Below are 16063 nucleotides of genomic sequence, written 5' to 3' on the forward strand. Positions count from 1 at the left end.
GTATCGGACAGGAAGCACCCGCCGGCCCGGCCACAACCGCCGGGCCGGCGGCCCTGTAGGGTGCCGAAATTGCCGGAGCAGCCCGAGCATCTTTTGGTTACCGGTGCTGGTGGCGCCCAGCAGCGTGAAGTACTCGCGGTCCTTGGCGGTGCCGCCGAGTCTGTTCGGAGGGCCTTTGCCAGCAGTGCGGCGAGGGCGGGTGAGGCGGGCCCGGTCGCGCCGGGCGGCTCGGCGAGCAGGGCGCCGAGTCGGCAGCGGCGTTCCCGGATGTCGGCTTCCTGGCGGGCCAATATCTCGGTCAGTTCGCGCCCGGCGTCGTCGGCGAGGGCGTCGCGCACTTCATCGAGGCTGAGGCCGAGTTCGGTGAGCCTCGCCCGAGCGCGGCTCCTTCCCGGCCTCCGGCACGGTTGAGGAGCTCGGGGAGTGGTGCGCCGGCTGGTTCGAGAGCCTGTTGAGCCGCTCTATCGTCCGAGTCGAACAGCCGTTCAAGGGCGGGAGGCATGTGGCCCACTGGGGGTTCGCCGACACAGGCGAGGTCCTGGCGACGCGTGGTTCCATCCCGACCGACGGCTCATACGCGGCCCGCCGCCTCCCGGCCCGGCCCTGACCCGCCGGACAGCCCGTAGTCCGCACAGGAACGCCGGCGGACCGTGACCGCACCTCAGCTCGTCGCCCTGGTCCGGGCCGGTGCCCGCTCCGAACGGGCCACCTCGTCGAACGGCCCGAGCCGCCGCGGGCCTGACCGCCCACCTGGCATGGGGGCCTTGCCGCAACTCCCGCCGTCAGGGAGCTTCTCTCGTCGAGATCACCAAGAGGATCGAGAGCGCGTAGATCGAGCAGTTCGGCCAGCTGCGCTACGCGACGGGCGTCCTCGCCGACCTGGACACGCGCACCGGTGTGCTGACCTGGGTCAACCGCGGCCATCATCCGCCGGTGACCATTCGTGGTCGCCGCCGGCACACCCACCTGAACTGCCGTCCCGCGCACCCGATGGGCACCAACCTCGGCCTGCCCGTCACGGTGTGCCGCCACCAACTGGATCCCGGAGACCGCGTGGTGATGTACACCGAGGGCATCACCGGAGCCCGTGGGTGCGGCGAGCGGGAGTTCGGGCTGGAACGCTTCGCCGACTTCCTGGTCCGTCGGCACGCGGACGGTCCGTCCGTGCCAGAGAGCCTGCGGCGCCTGATCCACGCGGTGCTCGAATACCACGACGGCCGGCTGCAGGACGACGCGACCGTACTGTTCTTCGAGTGGCTCTGCCCCTCGGCCGTCCCCACCGATCGGGCCGGAGCCGTCGCCGGCCTGCCGTCCCACGACCGCCCGGGAGAGGGCGACGACTGCGGGAGCGTCCCTCGGTGACGCGCCTCGTTCGCGGTGCCGGCTGAGCCGGAACACCTTGTCGGGACGGCCGTACTCCGGGTAGGTGGAGCCATCAGGGGCGATGCGATGACGCCGCGCAGCTCAGCCTTGGATCCGTCTTCCGCCCGGCGGGCTGGGCCATTCGAGTGGTCGCACGCCGACTTGACCTGCCCCTCGCGCAAAGTGAACATTCTACGCTTATTGTCTACCTAGGCGATATGCGTTTCATAACGGCGCATATTGAATCCGACGGAAGTGGAGATGCAGTGCGTAAGCTTCGCAAGGCCGCTGTGGTGACTGCCATGATCGGGTGTGTCAGCACGTTCGGGGCCGGTGTGGCCTCCGCCGAGGACGGGTCCCGCTACGGTGACGACACCGGAGGCGACTCGGGTGTGACGCTGTGTGAGCAGTCGGCTGAGGTGCCGCAGAACACTGTGCAGAACGGCCTCATCAATCTGGGCAGCCTCGGACTCCTGGGCACCGGCTCGGCCCCCTCGAGTGCCATCCAGCAGATCTGCGCCGGTGGGGACGTCGATGCCGCCAACATCAACGACTCGGAACCGACCGGGGGCCTCCTGAACCTCGGGCTTGGCCTGTAAGAGCTGATACCGGCTCACTGGGCAGCTCCGAACATGGTTCGGGGCTGCCCTTCCGGCGTCGACCCGTCGGCTTGCACACGCCATCAGTGACGGCCCGCTCTCCGGCCCTTGGTTGACGCTTACAACCGCGGCCGTGACCCCTTACGACGGCCGGACGGAACACGTTTTGGGCACGCGGCTTCGGCCAGAGAGGGATTTGGGTGCGGCCCGCGTCGGCACACTCTGCATCTCGTCGGCAGGTTCTTCGCGAGCGCACCCGTCGGCGAGTGCCTCACGCAGCACATCTCATGGGGTTCGTCGGTCCTGGTGCCGGGCCCGGGGGAGCCTGATGGTGAACACGCAACCCTTGCCGGGCTCACTGTCGACGGTGACGGTTCCCTCGTGTGCTTCGACGAACTGGCGGACGATGGACAGGCCCAGGCCACTACCGCCGGTGCGCCTGCTGCGGGACTTCTCGGCCCGCCAGAAGCGCTCGAAAACCTGGGGGAGGTCATCGGCGGTGATGCCGCTGCCCGTGTCCTCGACGGTGAGGACGGTCAGGTCGCCGACCCGACGGGCAGTGAGTGTGACAGTGCCGCCGGCCGGGGTGTGCCGAAGCGCGTTGGAGGTCAGGTTGCCCAGGACCTGCCGCATCCTCACCGGGTCGGCGTCCAGGACGAGTCCGGAATCGGTATGGGTACACAGGTGGATGCCCGAGGACTCTGCCCGGGGCGGTGTGATCGTCATGGGGGACGCCGTATCCCTCAAACGCTGAGACGAACGGTGCGAGACGACAGCGCCGACCTCCCGGTGAGCTCCGGGGTGCTCGGCAAGACAGAAGAAGGGCGGATCGTTGATGCGTGCCGGGCGCATATGGGTACTAGGCCATTTCGTTTGGATCAGCCGGTCGTTGGTCCGGGTGTGCCGTTGACTGATGCGCAGTGGGCGCGGATCGAGCCGTTGCTCCCGGACCGGACGCCGAGGCGGGGTGGTCGGTGGCGTGATCATCGTGAGGTGATCGACGCGATCGCCTTCAAGTTCCAGACCGGTACCCAGTGGGTGCACCTGCCGGAGAAGTACGGCAACTGGCGGGGCGTCTACAACCGGCTGCGGATGTGGGCCGTTGACGGCACGTGGGAGCGGGTGTTCACCGCCCTGGGCCCAGGCGGACGCGAACGAAGACGTCAGCTGGGCCGTGTCCGTGGACTCCACCATCATGCGCGCTCACCAGCATGCGGCCGGGGCCCGCAGAAAGGGGCCCCGGCCGGCGAGCCGGACGATCACGCCATCGGCCGGTCCCGCGGCGGACTGACCACGAAGATCCACCTCGCGGCCGACGGCCGGTGCCGGCCACTGGCCACGTCGGCAACGTGGTCCAGGTCCGGCTGTCCAGCTCCGGCGAGGTCCTGCTGAACATGCTGGCCATGACGACGGCTCTGTCGGCGGAGGCCGGAGGGCACTTCGAAAAGCGCCGCGTCAGCCGCCAGTAGATTTCGGGCATACGGCGTTCCAGCAAGCGGGAGGTGGGCCGCGGTGGCTCGGGTTGCGGTGTTCTCCGCCGGCTCGTGGGGAACGGCCATGGCGAAGGTCTTGCCGAAGCCGGCAACCGCGTCATGGTCCCTGCCCGCCGGGACGACGTCGTCGACGCCATCAACCCCCGGCACGAGAACCCCCGCTACCTCCCCGGCGTCCTCCTGCCGCCCGCTGTGCAGGCGACGACGAACACGACGTTTGCCCTCTCCGGTACCCAGTACCTGGTGCTGTCGGTCCCGGCGCAGACGCTGCGCGCCAAACCTCGCCGACTGGGCCCCGTACATCCGGCCCGGCACGGTCGTCGTCAGCCTGTTCAAGGGCATCGAGACGGACACCGGGCTGCGCATGTCAGAGGTGATCCACGAGGTGACGGGCATCCCCTTCGAGCCAATCGCCGTCCTGTCCGGGCCCAACCTCGCGCGGGAAGTCGCCAACGGGCAGCCCGCCGCCTCGGTCATCGCCTGCCCCGACGAGACCGCAGCCACCACGCCGCAAAGCGGGTGCCACACCCCCTACTTCCGCCCCTGCGCGACGACGGACGTGACGGGCTGCGAGCTCGGCGGCGCCACCAAGAACGTCATCGCCCTCGCCGTCGGAATCGCGACCGGCCTCGGCCTGGGCGACAACGCCCAAGCCCTCCTCATCACCCGCGGCCTCGCGGAGACCACCCGGCTCGGCGCCGCGATGGGCGCCGACCCGCTCACCGTCTCCGCCTCGCCGGAGCAGGCGACCTCATCACCACCTGCTCCTCACCCCTGTCCCGCAACCGGACCTTCGGCGAACATCTCGGCCAGGGCATGACCGTCGACGAGGCCGTGCGGGCGACGAACCAGACCGCGGAGGGCGTGAAGTCCTGCCGCGCGATCCTGCACCTGGCCCGGGAACACGGCATCGAGATGCCGATCACCGAGGTCGTCACCGCCGTCATCGACGGCACAGCAACCGTGAAGGACGCAGCTACGGCCCTGATGTCCCGGAGCCCGAAACCCGAGCTCTGCAACACCTGAAGCGGCTCGACGCCGCCCGCCCGGCGCTGCCGGACGTCCCGGGATGCCTACGCGTCCTTCGACGCGGCTACCGGGCCTCTGATTCCCAAAGCCCTTCGGGCAGCCTCCTGGAACGCGCGGTCCGGAGCGGGTTTCGCCTGCCACGCCTCGTGAACGCGGAGTGCTCATCGAGCTGGCCACGTCCTTCCCGCAGAGCCCCGCCGCGAACCAGTCCATCCCGTCCTTTTCCCACTCGTCCATCGCCACACGCAGCTGCTCGGCCGCCTCCGCGGCGGTGGAGGCATTTCCGGCGGGCCGGCAGCCTGTTGAAGGGCTGGGGAACGGTGTCCTTAGCGCGCGTCCCTGTTACTCGCAGGGATAGCTGGTGATGCGGACGGTGTACACCATGGAGACCCAGCGGTTGGTACCCACATTGCGGAAGCCGTTGGTGGTGGACGCCGACGCGAGGATCGTGGAGCCGTTGGCGTAGGACCCGACGACCGAGTAGCCGGTGCCAGGACCGCTGCGGATCAGCAGACCGCCGCTGGCGTTGACCCTGTAGTAGCACTGGGTGGCGAGCGCACCGGCCGGCGCGAGCTCCACGGCCGCGCCCGTCGTGCGGGCGGGTGCGGCAGCCTGGGCCGTGAAACCACCCCCGAGGAGCGCGGTGGCGAACAGCGCCGCCACGGCCGCCGTGCGGGTGGCGGAGCGACGCGGTGACATGGTGCGGCGTGCTGCTGTGACGGTCATGGAATCGATTCCCCTTGCGTCGTCGGTTCTGGGTGCGGAACACGTACGTAGGAGCAGGCCCGGGTCGGCCGAGCGGTGTCACCGCTCAAAAGACACCGGAGCCGCGCACGACGTTAGCGCCGCCGGGGCGACGTCGGTGGAGCAGTCATGCGCATACTCCCCTTTTGTCGAAGGCGGTGTACCTCCAGTGGTCCGGCGTCGGGCTTCCCCGGACACGCCGGAATGCCATGAATGCTCCGGGGTGTCGCGTGGTGTGGCCATGCCCTTAAGCCGTGGCTTAAAGGGCTGTGGCAGGGCCGTGCGGCGCTATTGGTTCCCGTCCAGCAGTTCACGGCCCAGCGCGGTGGTCATATGCAGTACGGAACCAGGTCTACGCTCCACCGGTAGTCGATGGCCTCGAAGACTCACCAGGTCTGTTCGGTCCAGTGGCCGTCGGCGCCCCACCCTTCCTTCGGAGAACGCCGCATCCTCTTGCAGGCGGCAGCAGGGGTTGCAGACCCGGCCTGGCGGGCGCCGCCCGGGCGCAACTGCGACAGGCGGGCCTGTTGCCGCCGGGATATCGGGACGTTGCGGGCTGCGGAGCAGCACTGCCCTACGCCTGCGGTTGAGCCGGCCGGCTCCCGTCACGGGTGCGGACCCGGCCCGTCCGCGGTCCAGGAAGTGCCGACATTGGGCCGCAGCCTGATTGTACGGCGGCCCGGACATGCGGCCTGAAACGTGATCACATCCCGATGGCGCACCCGCTGGAGATCGTCATGTCCCCGGCCAGCCCCGACGTAGGCCGGGTGAGCGCCAATAGGTTTACCCAGCAACGGTGTTGTCCTTCCCCGGTCGCACCACCAGTGGCGTGTTCCGTGCGCCATAGTGGAGCAAAGCATCCGATGGGGGGTCTTTCATGATCACGCAGGCGTATGTTCAGGCCGGAGACGTGACCAACCAGGCGGTGGCGGCCTTGAAGGCCCGGATCGCAGCGGCGATCGACAACAACCCCGCACCGGGCGTAGGGACCGTGCTCGACCGCGTGAAGTTCTGGTTGCAGTTGCCGAAAGACACGACGTTCCCCAAGATGCTGGACGCGGACTGCGATCCTCGCAGCCAGCGCGTGGGGACAGCCCTCAGCGCCCCAGCAGCCCGGTACGACTCCCCATCCCTGTCCGCGGCACAGGACATCACGGCCACGTGGGCTGGGATCAGCAACATGTTGCACAACAACCGTGCCGTGACCGTCAAGGGTCCGACCGACCACGTGGGTGGCGAGTTGAGCCTGTTCAGGCTGGACAACAGCGCTGGGTTCCATGTGATCGTGTTCCTGGCCACCGGCAACGACGGCTGTGCAGGGCGTCGCCCGTACTTCCTGGCGTTCGACCCGGACGTCAGCGCGACGGATGCGGCCCGAAAGGCGTGGGTGACCCGGCAAACGGTCGGTGACACCGTCACGAAGGTGTCGGCGCTCACCGAGGCGGCTGCCATCGCCCAGACCAAGCTCATGCTCCTCGGCAACGACCCCAACAGCTTCGGCCCGTTGATCCGCAAGTACTACGTCGACACCACGGCGGTCTTCCCCTCGATCCTGCACGCCGTCTGATCGTCTACTCGGGGCGGCCACGGCGAAGCTGCGCAAGCCGTCGTTCGTAGCCGAGCGGCTTGCCGTCTGGACTGTGCCCTTTGCCGTGGCCGCTCGGGTGAACCCGGGTGGTTGCGGTCACGGTCGTGGTCTAGTGCTGTGACCGGAAAGGTTCACCGGGTTGAGTGGTCAGGCCGCGATGGGTAGGGGTCGTCCGCCCCAGCGGATGCCTTTCTCGCTGCGGATGCGGGCGCGTTCGCGTCGTTGTGCTGCCAGGACGTCGGGGTGGCGGGCGTTCTTATTGCGCCAGCGCAGGTATGCGTGCAGGGCTCGGGTCTGGACGGTGTGGTTTGGGTAGTGCGAGCTGGCCAGGGTGAACTGCCGTAGTGGTCCGAAGTGGGCTTCGATGGGGTTGGCCCAGGACGCGTAGGTCGGGGTGAAGCACAGTTCGACCTTGTTCCGGGCCGCCCACCTGCGGATTTTCCAGTTCAGGTGGGCGGAGAGGTTACAGCGAGCACGGGTTTGGACACGACCACGGCCCTCCGCATCGGATCTCCCATATCCCACGTCCTCCGCCGGGCACAGATTACACAGACGATTTCGGGAGCCGCCTTCATGGCGAGCACCGATTTCCCAGACAACTGACGGCAACTGCCAGCTCGCCTACGGCCTGCGTATGCCTCTTCGCCGGAGCGATGGACATCCACGGACTGAACGCGGTACGAGGACACGGACCGAGTAGGTATCGAGATGTTCCGGGGAAGCTGGACTGCTCCGTACTCACTGTTCCTGTCGTGCTCCGCAGGCCTGGCCGGCGATCTTAGAAGATCCTGGTTCGCATCGGGCGCTTGCGGTGCGCAGCGTTTCCTGCTGCGGCGGGATGGCGCGTGGCGGCCGGGCGGGGTGACGGGTGGGCGGGGCGGCTGCCGTAAGAGGGTGGGGGCGGGCGTGATGGTCTCCGTTCTCGCCCTTCGGGGTGGAATTGGGAGAGGCGCACCCCCGTGCTTTGCGCGCCGAAGGGGGATTGCCTCTTGCTGTGTGATCACCCGGTGCCGCGTGGTCGGACGCTGCGGGATGCTATACAGTGCGCCGGTTTGTGACGGAGCAGGCGCACCCGGGACGGCCTGCCTCTAGTCGAAGCCGTAAGCCGTCCCGGGCCGGCCACGGCGTATTTCGCCCTACTCGGGGCTCTGGTCCGGGACGACCGCGAACGCTCGTGGTCGCGAATGCCCACGGCAGCCCTATGTCCACTCTGCGGTGGTGATGCGAACGCGTCGGGGCCGGTGAGGTCCTCGTCGCCTGCGAGGTGGCGGTGTGCGCCGTCGACGACCCTGGTGAGGATGCCGAGGCCTTCCTCGGTGACGAGGCTGTCGGCCAGGTTGTCGATTTTGCGGTGGTCCGGGACGACACGTTCGAAGGGGATGAGGCGCATGCGGCGCCAGAAGGCGAAGCCGCCGGTGCCGACTTCGGGGCGGTGGTTGCCGAGCAGCCGGAAGGCGTACGGGCTCGGGGCGATGGCCATGATGGGCGGCTCCACCCGCGCTCCCCTGGCCACCGCCGCCTGGCCGAGCGGGGAGTTCGGCGGTATGGGACTGGAGGGCGCGGTCCGGCTCGGCTACCGCAGGGAACTGGAGGCGATCCCGGACCCCGGGGAACGCGCCAGTGCCTTCGAGGCCCGCGTCGCCGAACTCCACGAACACGGCAAGGCCGTCAACGCGGCAGCCGCGCTGGAGATCGACGCGGTGATCGACCCCGCCGAGTCGCGGGAGTGGATCCTGACGGCACTCGACGCCCACGAGGACACCGGCCCACGGGAGGGCCGGGGGTTCGTCGACACGTGGTGAGCCGGGCGGCGGGGGGCGGCCGACCGCATGCACCGGGGGGCGCCGGGCCAGTCGCAGACGGACACCGTCCGGGGACCACGGGCCGGGTCCGTCTGCGACTGCACCGCCCCGCGCCGCGTGCGGCCCGCGAGTCCATGCCGGGGCGGCCGGACGCGGCCGGACGCGGTCGGCGTCCGGTGTGGACGGCGATGGTCCGCCGGGGTTACGAGCGGCGGCGTGGCTTGCCGCGCTTGGCGCCCTTGGACGCGCCGCCGGCTCCGCCCCGCGGACCCTTGCCGGTCTGCTTGCCGCCCGCGGGCTTCTGCCGGGCGTCGCCCTTCCGGGGCTGCTTCCGCGTCGGCTGGGCCGGCGTGGCCGCCGGGGCCGCGGTCCGGCCGCGTGAGCTGTTGACGGTGCGCCCGCGGACGATCCCGATGAAGTCCTCGACCAGCTCGGTGGTCTTCTCCTCCGGCCACGACAGCGCGACCCGCGACTCGGGTGCGTCCGAGACCGGGCGGTACGTGAGGTCCTTGCGATGGTGGAGCCGGGCGAGCGACTGCGGGACGACGAGGACTCCCACGCCCGCCGCCACCAGCTCCACGGCGTCCTCGGTCGTGGCGGGGCGCTCGATCGCGGGCCGCCCGGGCAGGCGCTCCCAGCCGAGGACGTCGTCGAGGGGATGCAGCACGATCTCGTCGGCCAGATCCTCGGCGGACACCTCGTCGACCGCCGCCACGATGTGGTCCTTGGGGACCACGACGACCGGCGTCTCCGCGTAGAGGGGGATCGCGCTGAGATCCGTGCCGTCGACCGGGAGCCGGACGAAACCGGCGTCAGCGCCGCCTCCGCGCAACAGGGCACTCGCCTCGACGGCGGGCACGGCGACCAGGGTGAGGGGGACGTCGGGCAGGCGCTCGTTCCAGATCCGCACCCACTTGGTGGGTGTCACTCCCGGGACATACGCGAGCCGGAACGAGGGGGATGCTTCCGAGCCTGTCACCTGGCCAGGCTACCGGGCGTGGTCAGAGGGGGCGCACATGCTCGATACCCTTGACACCATGACGTCGCAGCAGACCACCCAGACCATGAAGCCCGCCACCGCGGCGAAGAAGCTGGGTGTGTACCTCCAGGCCACGCCCGCCGAGTTCCAGGAGGGTGTCGTCTCACGCACCGAGCTGAGCGCGCTGCAGACCGATCCGCCGGAGTGGCTGGTGGAGCTGCGGCGCAACGGCCCGCATCCCCGGCCGGTGGTCGCGGCGAAGCTCGGCGTCTCGATCGCGGGGCTCGCCCGCGGCGGCGTCACCGAGGCCCTCACCACGGAGCAGATCGAGGCGCTGAAGAAGGAGAGCCCCTCCTGGCTGCGGCGGGAGCGCGCCACACAGGCCGAGGTCCGCAAGGAGTCCGTGCGCCTGAAGGAGAAGAAGGCGGAGCGTGCGGACGACTCCGGCGGCTCCCGCTCCTGATCCCTCTCCCCCGGCCGGCCGGGCGGCCCTCGTCGCCCCGGTCGGCCGGCGCCTGACCGCGAGGGCGTGCGGGGTGGCCGGTGACCCGGCCGTCTCGGCCACCCGATAGCCGTGGATCCCGTCCCCCAGCCGTGGATCCCGTCGTCCCCCAGCCGTAGCCCGTGGTGGATCCGCCGCCATGCGGAACGGGTTGCTCCGTGCGAGTGGTGCATCCCCCGGCGGACCCGTAGCGTCGGGACCAAGGACGACGGCCGGCGACGAGTCACGCGGTCGACGGCCGCCCGCCACCCCGGCCTGCCCGGCCGGGGGACAGGCGCGGGGCCGCAGGTCCCGCAGAGCAGGCCGGGAGCGGACATGCCCACACGAACAGTCAGGGCGGCCATCGTGTTCTGCGCCGCCGCGTCGCTGGCGACCGCCACGGCCGCCGCCTCCCCCGCGGCGTCGCCCACGTCCACGCACACCGTCGACCGGCAGGTGCGCACGCCGGTGATCGTCGACTGCTTCTCGCACGCACAGGTGCGTCCCGCCCGCTTCATCCTGGCCTGCGGGGACGGGAACAGCCGCCTCTCCTCGCTGCACTGGTCGCGGTGGGACGGCAACCGCGCCGTCGCCACGGGGTTCAACGTGGTCAACGACTGCAAGCCGTACTGCGCCGCGGGAAAGTTCCACGCGTACCCCGTCACCGTGCGCCTGGACCGCGCCCAGACGTGGAAGAAGCAGCCCCAGCTGTCCCACTACACGCGGATGAGCCTGGTCTACACCGGCAGCAGGCCGGACGGCTTCGGGCGAACGGTGATCCAGCCCCTCTGGAACTGAGCGCTGTCCGCTCAGCCGAATCATCCGAAGGGGAGCCCACGCCACCTCTCCGAACGCTGACGAGGGCCCGGCCCCTGTTTCCCTGCGCTTCCCCGTCAGCCGGGCGTGAGCACCATCCGGTAACGGGCCCCGCCCGCGAGCATCTTGCGATACGCCTCGCCGGCCCCGTCCAGGGGCACCGACTCGATGGTCGGGCGGATCCCGTGCAGCGCGCTGAAATCCATGGTGTCCTGCACGTCCTGCGCGGTGCCGGACGGATGGCCGCGGACGACACGGCCGCTCATGAGCAGCTGGATCGGGCTGATCCCGAGCGGCTGGGGGGTGGCCCCGATGACCACCAGCTCGCCGCGGTGCGACAGTCCGTCCACGGTCGCCGCGATGGCGTCGGAACTGCCGGCGGTGGCCAGGACGACCTTGGCGCCGCCGAGTGACTGCAGTGCGTCCGCGACGGGGGTCCCGGCCGTGCTGTCGATGTAGTGGTGGGCGCCGAGCCGCAGGGCGAAGTCCGCCTTGTCGGGCCCCCTGGCGATGGCCACGGTCTCGAAGCCCATGGCGACCGCGTACTGCACCCCGAGGTGCCCGAGACCGCCGATGCCGAGCACGGCGACCAGGTCCCCCGGCCGCGCCGAGCTGCGCCGCAGCCCGTTGTACGTGGTGACACCGGCACAGGCCATGGGTCCCGCGTCGCTCGCCGTCAGCGCGTCGGGGATACGGGCCAGGGCGTCGACCGGCGCGACCATCGCCTCCGCGAAGCCGCCGTCGTACGCCCACCCGGGGACCTTGAGGTTCTCGCACACGACGAAGTCGCCCTGGCGGCAGGGCTCGCAGTGGCCGCAACTGCCGCCGAACCAGCCGACGGTGACCCGGTCGCCGACCTGCCAGCCGCTGTCCCGCGCGCCCTCGCCGAGCTCGTCGACGCGCCCGGCGATCTCGTGCCCGGGAACCAGCGGGAAGCGGACGCCGGGCATACCGGCCGACACGAAGAAGGCGTCACTGTGGCAGATCCCGCAGGCCTCCACGGCGACCCGCACGTGGCCGGGGCCCGGTCGCGGAAGATCGCGCTCGACGATCTCGAACGGGCCGTTCGCGGCAGCCACCTGCGCTACTCGGTAGGTACTCATGCTGTCTCTCCGGAGCAGATACGACGACCCCCACGACCAGCAGACCAGCTCCCCGCCCGCCGCGCGCGCCGACGCGGGAGCCGGGTTGCCGAAGCAGACCTTTGGCGCCCTGAGGGCAGACCGCGTTTCGCGACCCGAGGCAGACCGCGTTTCCGTCCACCGCTTCGGCGGCATCGTGGTCGCCCTCCGGCTTCACCGACCCGGTCAAGTTCGCGGACGGCGAGCCCTACGTCACGTCGCACGTCGACGGCCGGGGCACCAACCCGGTGGACGACACCACACGTACCGCGCGGTTCGCTCCGCGCACGGCGGTCGCGACGGACGTCAACCGGCGGACGCGGCCGTCTCCGGCTCGCGGGCGCCGAGGATGGCGAGGCAGTTCCGCCACAGGACGCTGAGCCGCTGCGTGTCGTTGTAGAGCTTGGCGAAGAGCACCTGGCCCTCGAGCTGGGCGACGACGGACCGGGCGGCCTCGTGGGGGTCGCCCACGGTCACCTCACCCCGCTCGTGCGCGTCGGCGACGACCTCTTCCACCATGGCGACCTGCGCGTCGAAGATCTCCTGCAGGCGCGCGCGGATGGCTTCGGTCTGGTTGCTCATCTCCAGGGTCAGGTTCCCGAACATGCACCCCGAGACCGTGCCGCAGCTCTGCTGTCCCGCGCGTTGTGCGGCCTCCGTCTCCTCGAAGAGCCGCCGCAGCCGCTGGAGGGGATCGGCGTCGCCGCGCAGGGCGCGGGTCCAGTCGCCGCGCTGGGCGGCCCACTGCTCGTCGAGCACGGCGAGCGCGAGGGCCTCCTTCGACTCGAAGAAGTAGTAGAAACTGCCCTTGGGCACACCCGCGGCCTTGCAGATCTCGGCGGTGCCCAGGGCCGAGTAGCCCCGCTGCTCGATGAGCGACCGGGCGGCGGTGAGGATCTTCTCCCTGGCATTGCTGGTGCGTCCCATGCGCCCAGTATACGACCGACCGACTACAAGGGGGTCGACCGGTCGAGTGCTCAGGGGGGACGAGCCCGGCCCGGCGCCCGAGTTCGGCGCGGGCCCGGGTCCGCGTCACACGCTGCCGCGCCAGACGTTGTCGAAGGCCGCTTCCTCGACGGCCCGGCGCTGCCGTACGGCCTCCAGTTCCATCACGGCGTCGTGGACCGCGGCCAGGACCGTCGCCACCGTGTCGTCCGGGATGCCCGGGTCGTTCTCACCCGATTCGTCGGACGGTTCGTCGTACAGGCCGGCGGCCGCCGCGAGAGCGACGAGGACCGGCTCACGGTCCGCCCAGCGGGCCTCCGCCCGGCTCCGGGCCGGTGAGTCGACGAGAGCCGCGGGGGCCGCCGCCCGGAAGGATGCGAGACGCCGGTGCGGCCGCGCGAGCTGACCCTCCGCCTCGAAAGCGGCCTGATACGCCGAGGACAGGTCGCGGCCCCTGCGCCACAGCCAGTCCTCCACCGGCTCGTACGGCTCCTGCCGGACGAGTGAGGCGGCGGCCTCCCGCAGCAGCGGATCGTCCTGCCGCGAGTGATCAGCCGGCACGATGCGGACCCCGTCCAGCCGGAGCACTCCCCCGTCGAGGAGATCGAGAACCTCCGCGCCGGCGAGCGTGAGCGAAAGGGCGCCGGAATCCACGGAGCGGTCCGGCTCCAGGTCGATCGCGACGATCAGCAGGTCCCGCGCTGTGGTCATGTCGGCATCCTCTCGGAGGTGGGAACCAGGGTACGACGCGGCGGTGGTGCGGCGCCCGCCGTACGGCAGGACCCGCAGCGGGCCGGACGCCCCCGGCGGGCGCCCTCCCGCGGCGGGCCGTCCGCGGAACGGGTGGTCACGCGGCGGGCCCGGCCGCGCCCGGGTCGTTCGGATCCTTCGGATCCTTCGGGTCGTTCGGGTCGTTCGGGTCGTTCGGGTGGGAGACGAGCGGGGTGACGGTCGCGCTCATCCAGGGGCGCAGAGGGAGCGTGCCGAGCACCTCCCTATGGAGTTCCGCCTCGTCCGCGGCCCTCCATACGCCGATGCTGCGCAGCTCGCCGACGGGCCGCCACAGGCGCACCAGCCGGCCCGCGTCCGCCAGTTCCCGGGCCCGGTCCGCCTCGGCGGACCGGCGCCGGCGGACCTCGGCGGGGTCGGTGCCCTCGGGGACGGTGGTGACGAGTTCGACCAGGAACTCACGCATGGCGCCTCTCCGTTCGGTGACGCGTCCGCGGGATGCGCCCGCGGTGACTGTCCTTGATAATAGTAGACCGGTCGCTTATATTCCGTGCATGACCGGTCGGGCCGTCGCCGGACCGGCCGTGTCCCGTCAGTCGCGCCGCATTCCGTCAGGAGAAACCGTCATGAGCTCTCAGGGTCAGAAGGTCGCCGTGGTCACCGGTGCCTCGCAGGGCATCGGCGCGGGCCTGGTCGCCGGCTTCCGCAAGCTCGGCTACGCCGTCGTGGCCACGTCGCGGAGCATCGCCGAGTCACCGGACGCCGACGTCCTCACCGTCCAGGGCGACATCGCCGACCCCGCCACGGCCGAACGCGTCATCGCCGCGGGCCTCGAGCGGTTCGGCCGGATCGACACCCTGGTCAACAACGCCGGGATCTTCGTCGCAAAGCCGTTCACGGAATACACGCAGGAGGACTACGACGCGGTCCTCGGCGTGAACCTGTCCGGCTTCTTCCGGATCACTCAGCTCGCCGTCGCGAACATGCTGGAGCACGGCGGCGGTCACGTCGTACAGATCACGACCAGTCTGGTGGAACACCCCAACTCCGCCGTGCCGTCCGTGCTCGCCTCGCTGACCAAGGGCGGGCTCCAGGCGGCCACCAGGGCCCTGGCCATCGAGTACGCCGGCCGGGGCGTCCGCAGCAACGCCGTCGCACTCGGCACGATCAAGACCCCGATGCACCCCGAGGAGAACCACGCGGCCCTCGCCGCGCTCCACCCCGTCGGCCGCATGGGCGAGGTGAGCGACATCGTCGACGCGGTGCTGTACCTGGAGAAAGCCCCGTTCGTCACCGGCGAGGTCCTGGCCGTCGACGGCGGTCAGAGCGCCGGCCACTGAGCCGCCGGGACGGGCTCAGGACGGGTCGGTCGTGGAGATCACCAGCATCTTCGTCACCGAACCGTCGTCGCCGACCACGTCGCGCACGTGACGGAAGCCGAGACGGCGGGCCATCGCCAGACTGGCGGTGTTCCCGGCGCCCACCATGCCGTAGGCCTCCTTGAGGCCCAGGTTGCCGGCGGCGTGGCGCAGCAGGCCGCGGACCACTTCGGTGCCCAGCCCCTGGCCCCAGTACTGCGGAGCGAGGGCGGTGATCAGCTCGTACCCGTCCACGTTGCCCGTCTTCTTCACCTCCGCGTGGCCGGCGTACGCGCCCTCGAACCACAGGCCCCAGACGTCGAACAGCCGCTTGGGGTACACGTCGGTCAGGATCGTGCGGAACAGGGTCCGGAGGTCGGCCTCCGGGACCAGCTCCTGGCCCATCCAGCGGCAGACCTCCTCGTCGCGCAGAAGCGCGACGAAGTGGTCCTCGTCCTGGGGCCGGTAGGGGGTGAACTCCAGTCGCTCGGTGCGCAGTGCGGGCGTCATCGGCGTACTCCTCTGGGTGACGCGGGGCGGGACGGGCGTCGCGGAGGGGCGCGGCGCGAAGACGTGGTGGGGGGAGGGCCGTGCGACGGGCGCCGGGGCGGCGGTCTCGCCGCCCCGGCGCCGCGAGTCCGGGCAACGGGTGCTCACCGGCCGGGGCCCGAGCCTGAGCCGGGTTCCTGGCCCGGGCCGGGTTCCTGGCCCGGGCCGGGTTCCGGGCCCGGGCCGGGTTCCGGGCCCGGGCCGGGCGGGACGGGCGGGCTAGGAACCCGCCTTCTCCATGCGCTCGCGCAGGCTGCGGGGACGCATGTCGGTCCAGACCTCGTCGACGTAGGCGGAGCACTCGGCCTCGCTGCCCTCCTTGCCGACGGGGTGCCAGCCGGCGGGTACGTCGACGTCGACCGGCCACAGCGAGTACTGGTCCTCGTCGTTGCGCAGCACCTGGTAGCGGGTGTTCTCGTCCATGTCACGCTCTTTCGTCGTAGGTACGGTGTTGGCGGCCGGCCGGGG

Annotated in this window: 18 protein-coding genes and 5 pseudogenes; 11 read left to right on the forward strand and 12 right to left on the reverse strand. The window is 70.7% G+C overall.

Going from position 1 to position 16063, the window contains the following annotated elements; translation table 11 throughout:
• Positions 1–78: 78 nt before the first annotated feature.
• Positions 79–413: pseudogene (locus ACFYP4_RS16935) on the reverse strand (MerR family transcriptional regulator); the annotation flags it as partial.
• Between the two features lie 484 nt (positions 414–897).
• Here ACFYP4_RS16935 and ACFYP4_RS16940 point away from each other — a divergent pair.
• Positions 898–1362 (forward strand): PP2C family protein-serine/threonine phosphatase, encoded by a 465-nt coding sequence (locus tag ACFYP4_RS16940; RefSeq protein WP_388786010.1) that lies wholly within the window; start codon positions 898–900, stop codon positions 1360–1362.
• Positions 1363–1628: 266 nt separating this feature from the next.
• A complete protein-coding gene (locus tag ACFYP4_RS16945) occupies positions 1629–1961 on the forward strand; it encodes a hypothetical protein (protein WP_358851227.1) in 333 nt (110 codons plus the stop codon).
• 285 nt (positions 1962–2246) lie between these two features.
• Here ACFYP4_RS16945 and ACFYP4_RS16950 read toward each other — a convergent pair whose 3' ends face one another.
• Positions 2247–2687 carry a sensor histidine kinase gene (locus ACFYP4_RS16950; protein ID WP_388786012.1) on the reverse strand — a complete coding sequence of 147 codons (441 nt, stop codon included), beginning with the start codon at positions 2685–2687 and terminating at the stop codon, positions 2247–2249.
• 126 nt (positions 2688–2813) lie between these two features.
• Between ACFYP4_RS16950 and ACFYP4_RS16955 the strand changes: the two genes are divergently transcribed.
• The 4 genes and pseudogenes from ACFYP4_RS16955 (at position 2814) to ACFYP4_RS16970 (ending at position 4480) form a co-directional block, all read left to right on the forward strand.
• Positions 2814–3353, forward strand: a complete 540-nt coding sequence (locus ACFYP4_RS16955) for an IS5 family transposase (protein WP_388786243.1) — start codon at positions 2814–2816, stop codon at positions 3351–3353.
• Positions 3284–3430 carry a hypothetical protein gene (locus ACFYP4_RS16960; protein ID WP_388786251.1) on the forward strand — a complete coding sequence of 49 codons (147 nt, stop codon included), beginning with the start codon at positions 3284–3286 and terminating at the stop codon, positions 3428–3430. The genes ACFYP4_RS16955 and ACFYP4_RS16960 overlap by 70 nt, the downstream gene beginning before the upstream one ends.
• Positions 3431–3553: 123 nt before the next feature.
• Positions 3554–3670: pseudogene (locus tag ACFYP4_RS16965) on the forward strand (glycerol-3-phosphate acyltransferase); the annotation flags it as partial.
• Position 3671: 1 nt separating this feature from the next.
• Positions 3672–4480 (forward strand): annotated as a pseudogene (locus ACFYP4_RS16970) (NAD(P)H-dependent glycerol-3-phosphate dehydrogenase).
• 345 nt (positions 4481–4825) lie between these two features.
• Here ACFYP4_RS16970 and ACFYP4_RS16975 read toward each other — a convergent pair.
• Positions 4826–5209: an SH3 domain-containing protein gene (locus ACFYP4_RS16975; protein WP_358851225.1), complete on the reverse strand. Its 384-nt coding sequence runs from the start codon at positions 5207–5209 to the stop codon at positions 4826–4828.
• Between the two features lie 895 nt (positions 5210–6104).
• Here ACFYP4_RS16975 and ACFYP4_RS16980 point away from each other — a divergent pair.
• The gene (locus ACFYP4_RS16980; protein WP_388786014.1) at positions 6105–6794 is read left to right on the forward strand and encodes a hypothetical protein; all 690 of its coding nucleotides are present in this window, start codon (positions 6105–6107) and stop codon (positions 6792–6794) included.
• A 168-nt stretch (positions 6795–6962) separates the two neighbouring features.
• Here ACFYP4_RS16980 and ACFYP4_RS16985 read toward each other — a convergent pair.
• Both ACFYP4_RS16985 and ACFYP4_RS16990 read right to left on the reverse strand, forming a co-directional pair.
• Positions 6963–7280 (reverse strand): annotated as a pseudogene (locus tag ACFYP4_RS16985) (IS630 family transposase); the annotation flags it as partial.
• Between the two features lie 766 nt (positions 7281–8046).
• A pseudogene (locus ACFYP4_RS16990) lies at positions 8047–8262 on the reverse strand (DNA primase); the annotation flags it as partial.
• 25 nt (positions 8263–8287) lie between these two features.
• Here ACFYP4_RS16990 and ACFYP4_RS16995 point away from each other — a divergent pair.
• The gene (locus ACFYP4_RS16995; protein WP_388786016.1) at positions 8288–8617 is read left to right on the forward strand and encodes a carboxyl transferase domain-containing protein; all 330 of its coding nucleotides are present in this window, start codon (positions 8288–8290) and stop codon (positions 8615–8617) included.
• A 202-nt stretch (positions 8618–8819) separates the two neighbouring features.
• Here ACFYP4_RS16995 and ACFYP4_RS17000 read toward each other — a convergent pair whose 3' ends face one another.
• The gene (locus tag ACFYP4_RS17000) at positions 8820–9596 is read right to left on the reverse strand and encodes a LysR substrate-binding domain-containing protein (RefSeq protein WP_358851222.1); all 777 of its coding nucleotides are present in this window, start codon (positions 9594–9596) and stop codon (positions 8820–8822) included.
• Positions 9597–9654: 58 nt separating this feature from the next.
• Here ACFYP4_RS17000 and ACFYP4_RS17005 point away from each other — a divergent pair, with 58 nt between their 5' ends.
• The gene (locus ACFYP4_RS17005; protein WP_358851221.1) at positions 9655–10059 is read left to right on the forward strand and encodes a DUF5997 family protein; all 405 of its coding nucleotides are present in this window, start codon (positions 9655–9657) and stop codon (positions 10057–10059) included.
• A gap of 354 nt (positions 10060–10413) precedes the next feature.
• Complete coding sequence (locus ACFYP4_RS17010; protein WP_358851220.1) at positions 10414–10875, forward strand: hypothetical protein; 462 nt, start codon at positions 10414–10416, stop codon at positions 10873–10875.
• Between the two features lie 95 nt (positions 10876–10970).
• Here ACFYP4_RS17010 and ACFYP4_RS17015 read toward each other — a convergent pair whose 3' ends face one another.
• From ACFYP4_RS17015 to ACFYP4_RS17030, 4 genes are all read right to left on the reverse strand, one after another.
• The gene (locus ACFYP4_RS17015; RefSeq protein ID WP_388786019.1) at positions 10971–11996 is read right to left on the reverse strand and encodes an alcohol dehydrogenase; all 1026 of its coding nucleotides are present in this window, start codon (positions 11994–11996) and stop codon (positions 10971–10973) included.
• Between the two features lie 324 nt (positions 11997–12320).
• Positions 12321–12941 carry a TetR family transcriptional regulator gene (locus ACFYP4_RS17020; RefSeq protein ID WP_388786021.1) on the reverse strand — a complete coding sequence of 207 codons (621 nt, stop codon included), beginning with the start codon at positions 12939–12941 and terminating at the stop codon, positions 12321–12323.
• 105 nt (positions 12942–13046) lie between these two features.
• Positions 13047–13670, reverse strand: a complete 624-nt coding sequence (locus tag ACFYP4_RS17025) for a GPP34 family phosphoprotein (RefSeq protein ID WP_358851217.1) — start codon at positions 13668–13670, stop codon at positions 13047–13049.
• Positions 13671–13806: 136 nt separating this feature from the next.
• On the reverse strand, positions 13807–14154 hold the full coding sequence (locus ACFYP4_RS17030; protein ID WP_388786023.1) for a muconolactone Delta-isomerase family protein: 348 nt from the start codon (positions 14152–14154) through the stop codon (positions 13807–13809).
• A 160-nt stretch (positions 14155–14314) separates the two neighbouring features.
• Here ACFYP4_RS17030 and ACFYP4_RS17035 point away from each other — a divergent pair, with 160 nt between their 5' ends.
• On the forward strand, positions 14315–15028 hold the full coding sequence (locus tag ACFYP4_RS17035) for an SDR family NAD(P)-dependent oxidoreductase (protein ID WP_388786025.1): 714 nt from the start codon (positions 14315–14317) through the stop codon (positions 15026–15028).
• A 15-nt stretch (positions 15029–15043) separates the two neighbouring features.
• Here the strand turns inward: ACFYP4_RS17035 and ACFYP4_RS17040 are convergent, their stop codons facing one another.
• A complete protein-coding gene (locus tag ACFYP4_RS17040) occupies positions 15044–15556 on the reverse strand; it encodes a GNAT family N-acetyltransferase (protein ID WP_388786027.1) in 513 nt (170 codons plus the stop codon).
• 258 nt (positions 15557–15814) lie between these two features.
• Complete coding sequence (locus ACFYP4_RS17045) at positions 15815–16018, reverse strand: MbtH family NRPS accessory protein (RefSeq protein WP_358851211.1); 204 nt, start codon at positions 16016–16018, stop codon at positions 15815–15817.
• Positions 16019–16063: the final 45 nt, after the last annotated feature.

It is taken from the genome of Streptomyces sp. NPDC005551 (assembly GCF_042871785.1).
Lineage (GTDB): Bacteria > Actinomycetota > Actinomycetes > Streptomycetales > Streptomycetaceae > Streptomyces.

Excerpts from the sequence above, each read along its gene's own strand:
- ACFYP4_RS16950 (WP_388786012.1), bottom strand. The coding sequence starts at position 2,687 with ATGACGATCACACCGCCCCGGGCAGAGTCCTCGGGCATCCACCTGTGT.
- ACFYP4_RS16955 (WP_388786243.1), top strand. The coding sequence starts at position 2,814 with ATGGGTACTAGGCCATTTCGTTTGGATCAGCCGGTCGTTGGTCCGGGT.
- ACFYP4_RS16975 (WP_358851225.1), bottom strand. The coding sequence starts at position 5,209 with ATGACCGTCACAGCAGCACGCCGCACCATGTCACCGCGTCGCTCCGCC.
- ACFYP4_RS16980 (WP_388786014.1), top strand. The coding sequence starts at position 6,105 with ATGATCACGCAGGCGTATGTTCAGGCCGGAGACGTGACCAACCAGGCG.
- ACFYP4_RS16995 (WP_388786016.1), top strand. The coding sequence starts at position 8,288 with ATGGCCATGATGGGCGGCTCCACCCGCGCTCCCCTGGCCACCGCCGCC.
- ACFYP4_RS17005 (WP_358851221.1), top strand. The coding sequence starts at position 9,655 with ATGACGTCGCAGCAGACCACCCAGACCATGAAGCCCGCCACCGCGGCG.
- ACFYP4_RS17010 (WP_358851220.1), top strand. The coding sequence starts at position 10,414 with ATGCCCACACGAACAGTCAGGGCGGCCATCGTGTTCTGCGCCGCCGCG.
- ACFYP4_RS17015 (WP_388786019.1), bottom strand. The coding sequence starts at position 11,996 with ATGAGTACCTACCGAGTAGCGCAGGTGGCTGCCGCGAACGGCCCGTTC.
- ACFYP4_RS17020 (WP_388786021.1), bottom strand. The coding sequence starts at position 12,941 with ATGGGACGCACCAGCAATGCCAGGGAGAAGATCCTCACCGCCGCCCGG.
- ACFYP4_RS17025 (WP_358851217.1), bottom strand. The coding sequence starts at position 13,670 with ATGACCACAGCGCGGGACCTGCTGATCGTCGCGATCGACCTGGAGCCG.
- ACFYP4_RS17030 (WP_388786023.1), bottom strand. The coding sequence starts at position 14,154 with ATGCGTGAGTTCCTGGTCGAACTCGTCACCACCGTCCCCGAGGGCACC.
- ACFYP4_RS17035 (WP_388786025.1), top strand. The coding sequence starts at position 14,315 with ATGAGCTCTCAGGGTCAGAAGGTCGCCGTGGTCACCGGTGCCTCGCAG.
- ACFYP4_RS17040 (WP_388786027.1), bottom strand. The coding sequence starts at position 15,556 with ATGACGCCCGCACTGCGCACCGAGCGACTGGAGTTCACCCCCTACCGG.
- ACFYP4_RS17045 (WP_358851211.1), bottom strand. The coding sequence starts at position 16,018 with ATGGACGAGAACACCCGCTACCAGGTGCTGCGCAACGACGAGGACCAG.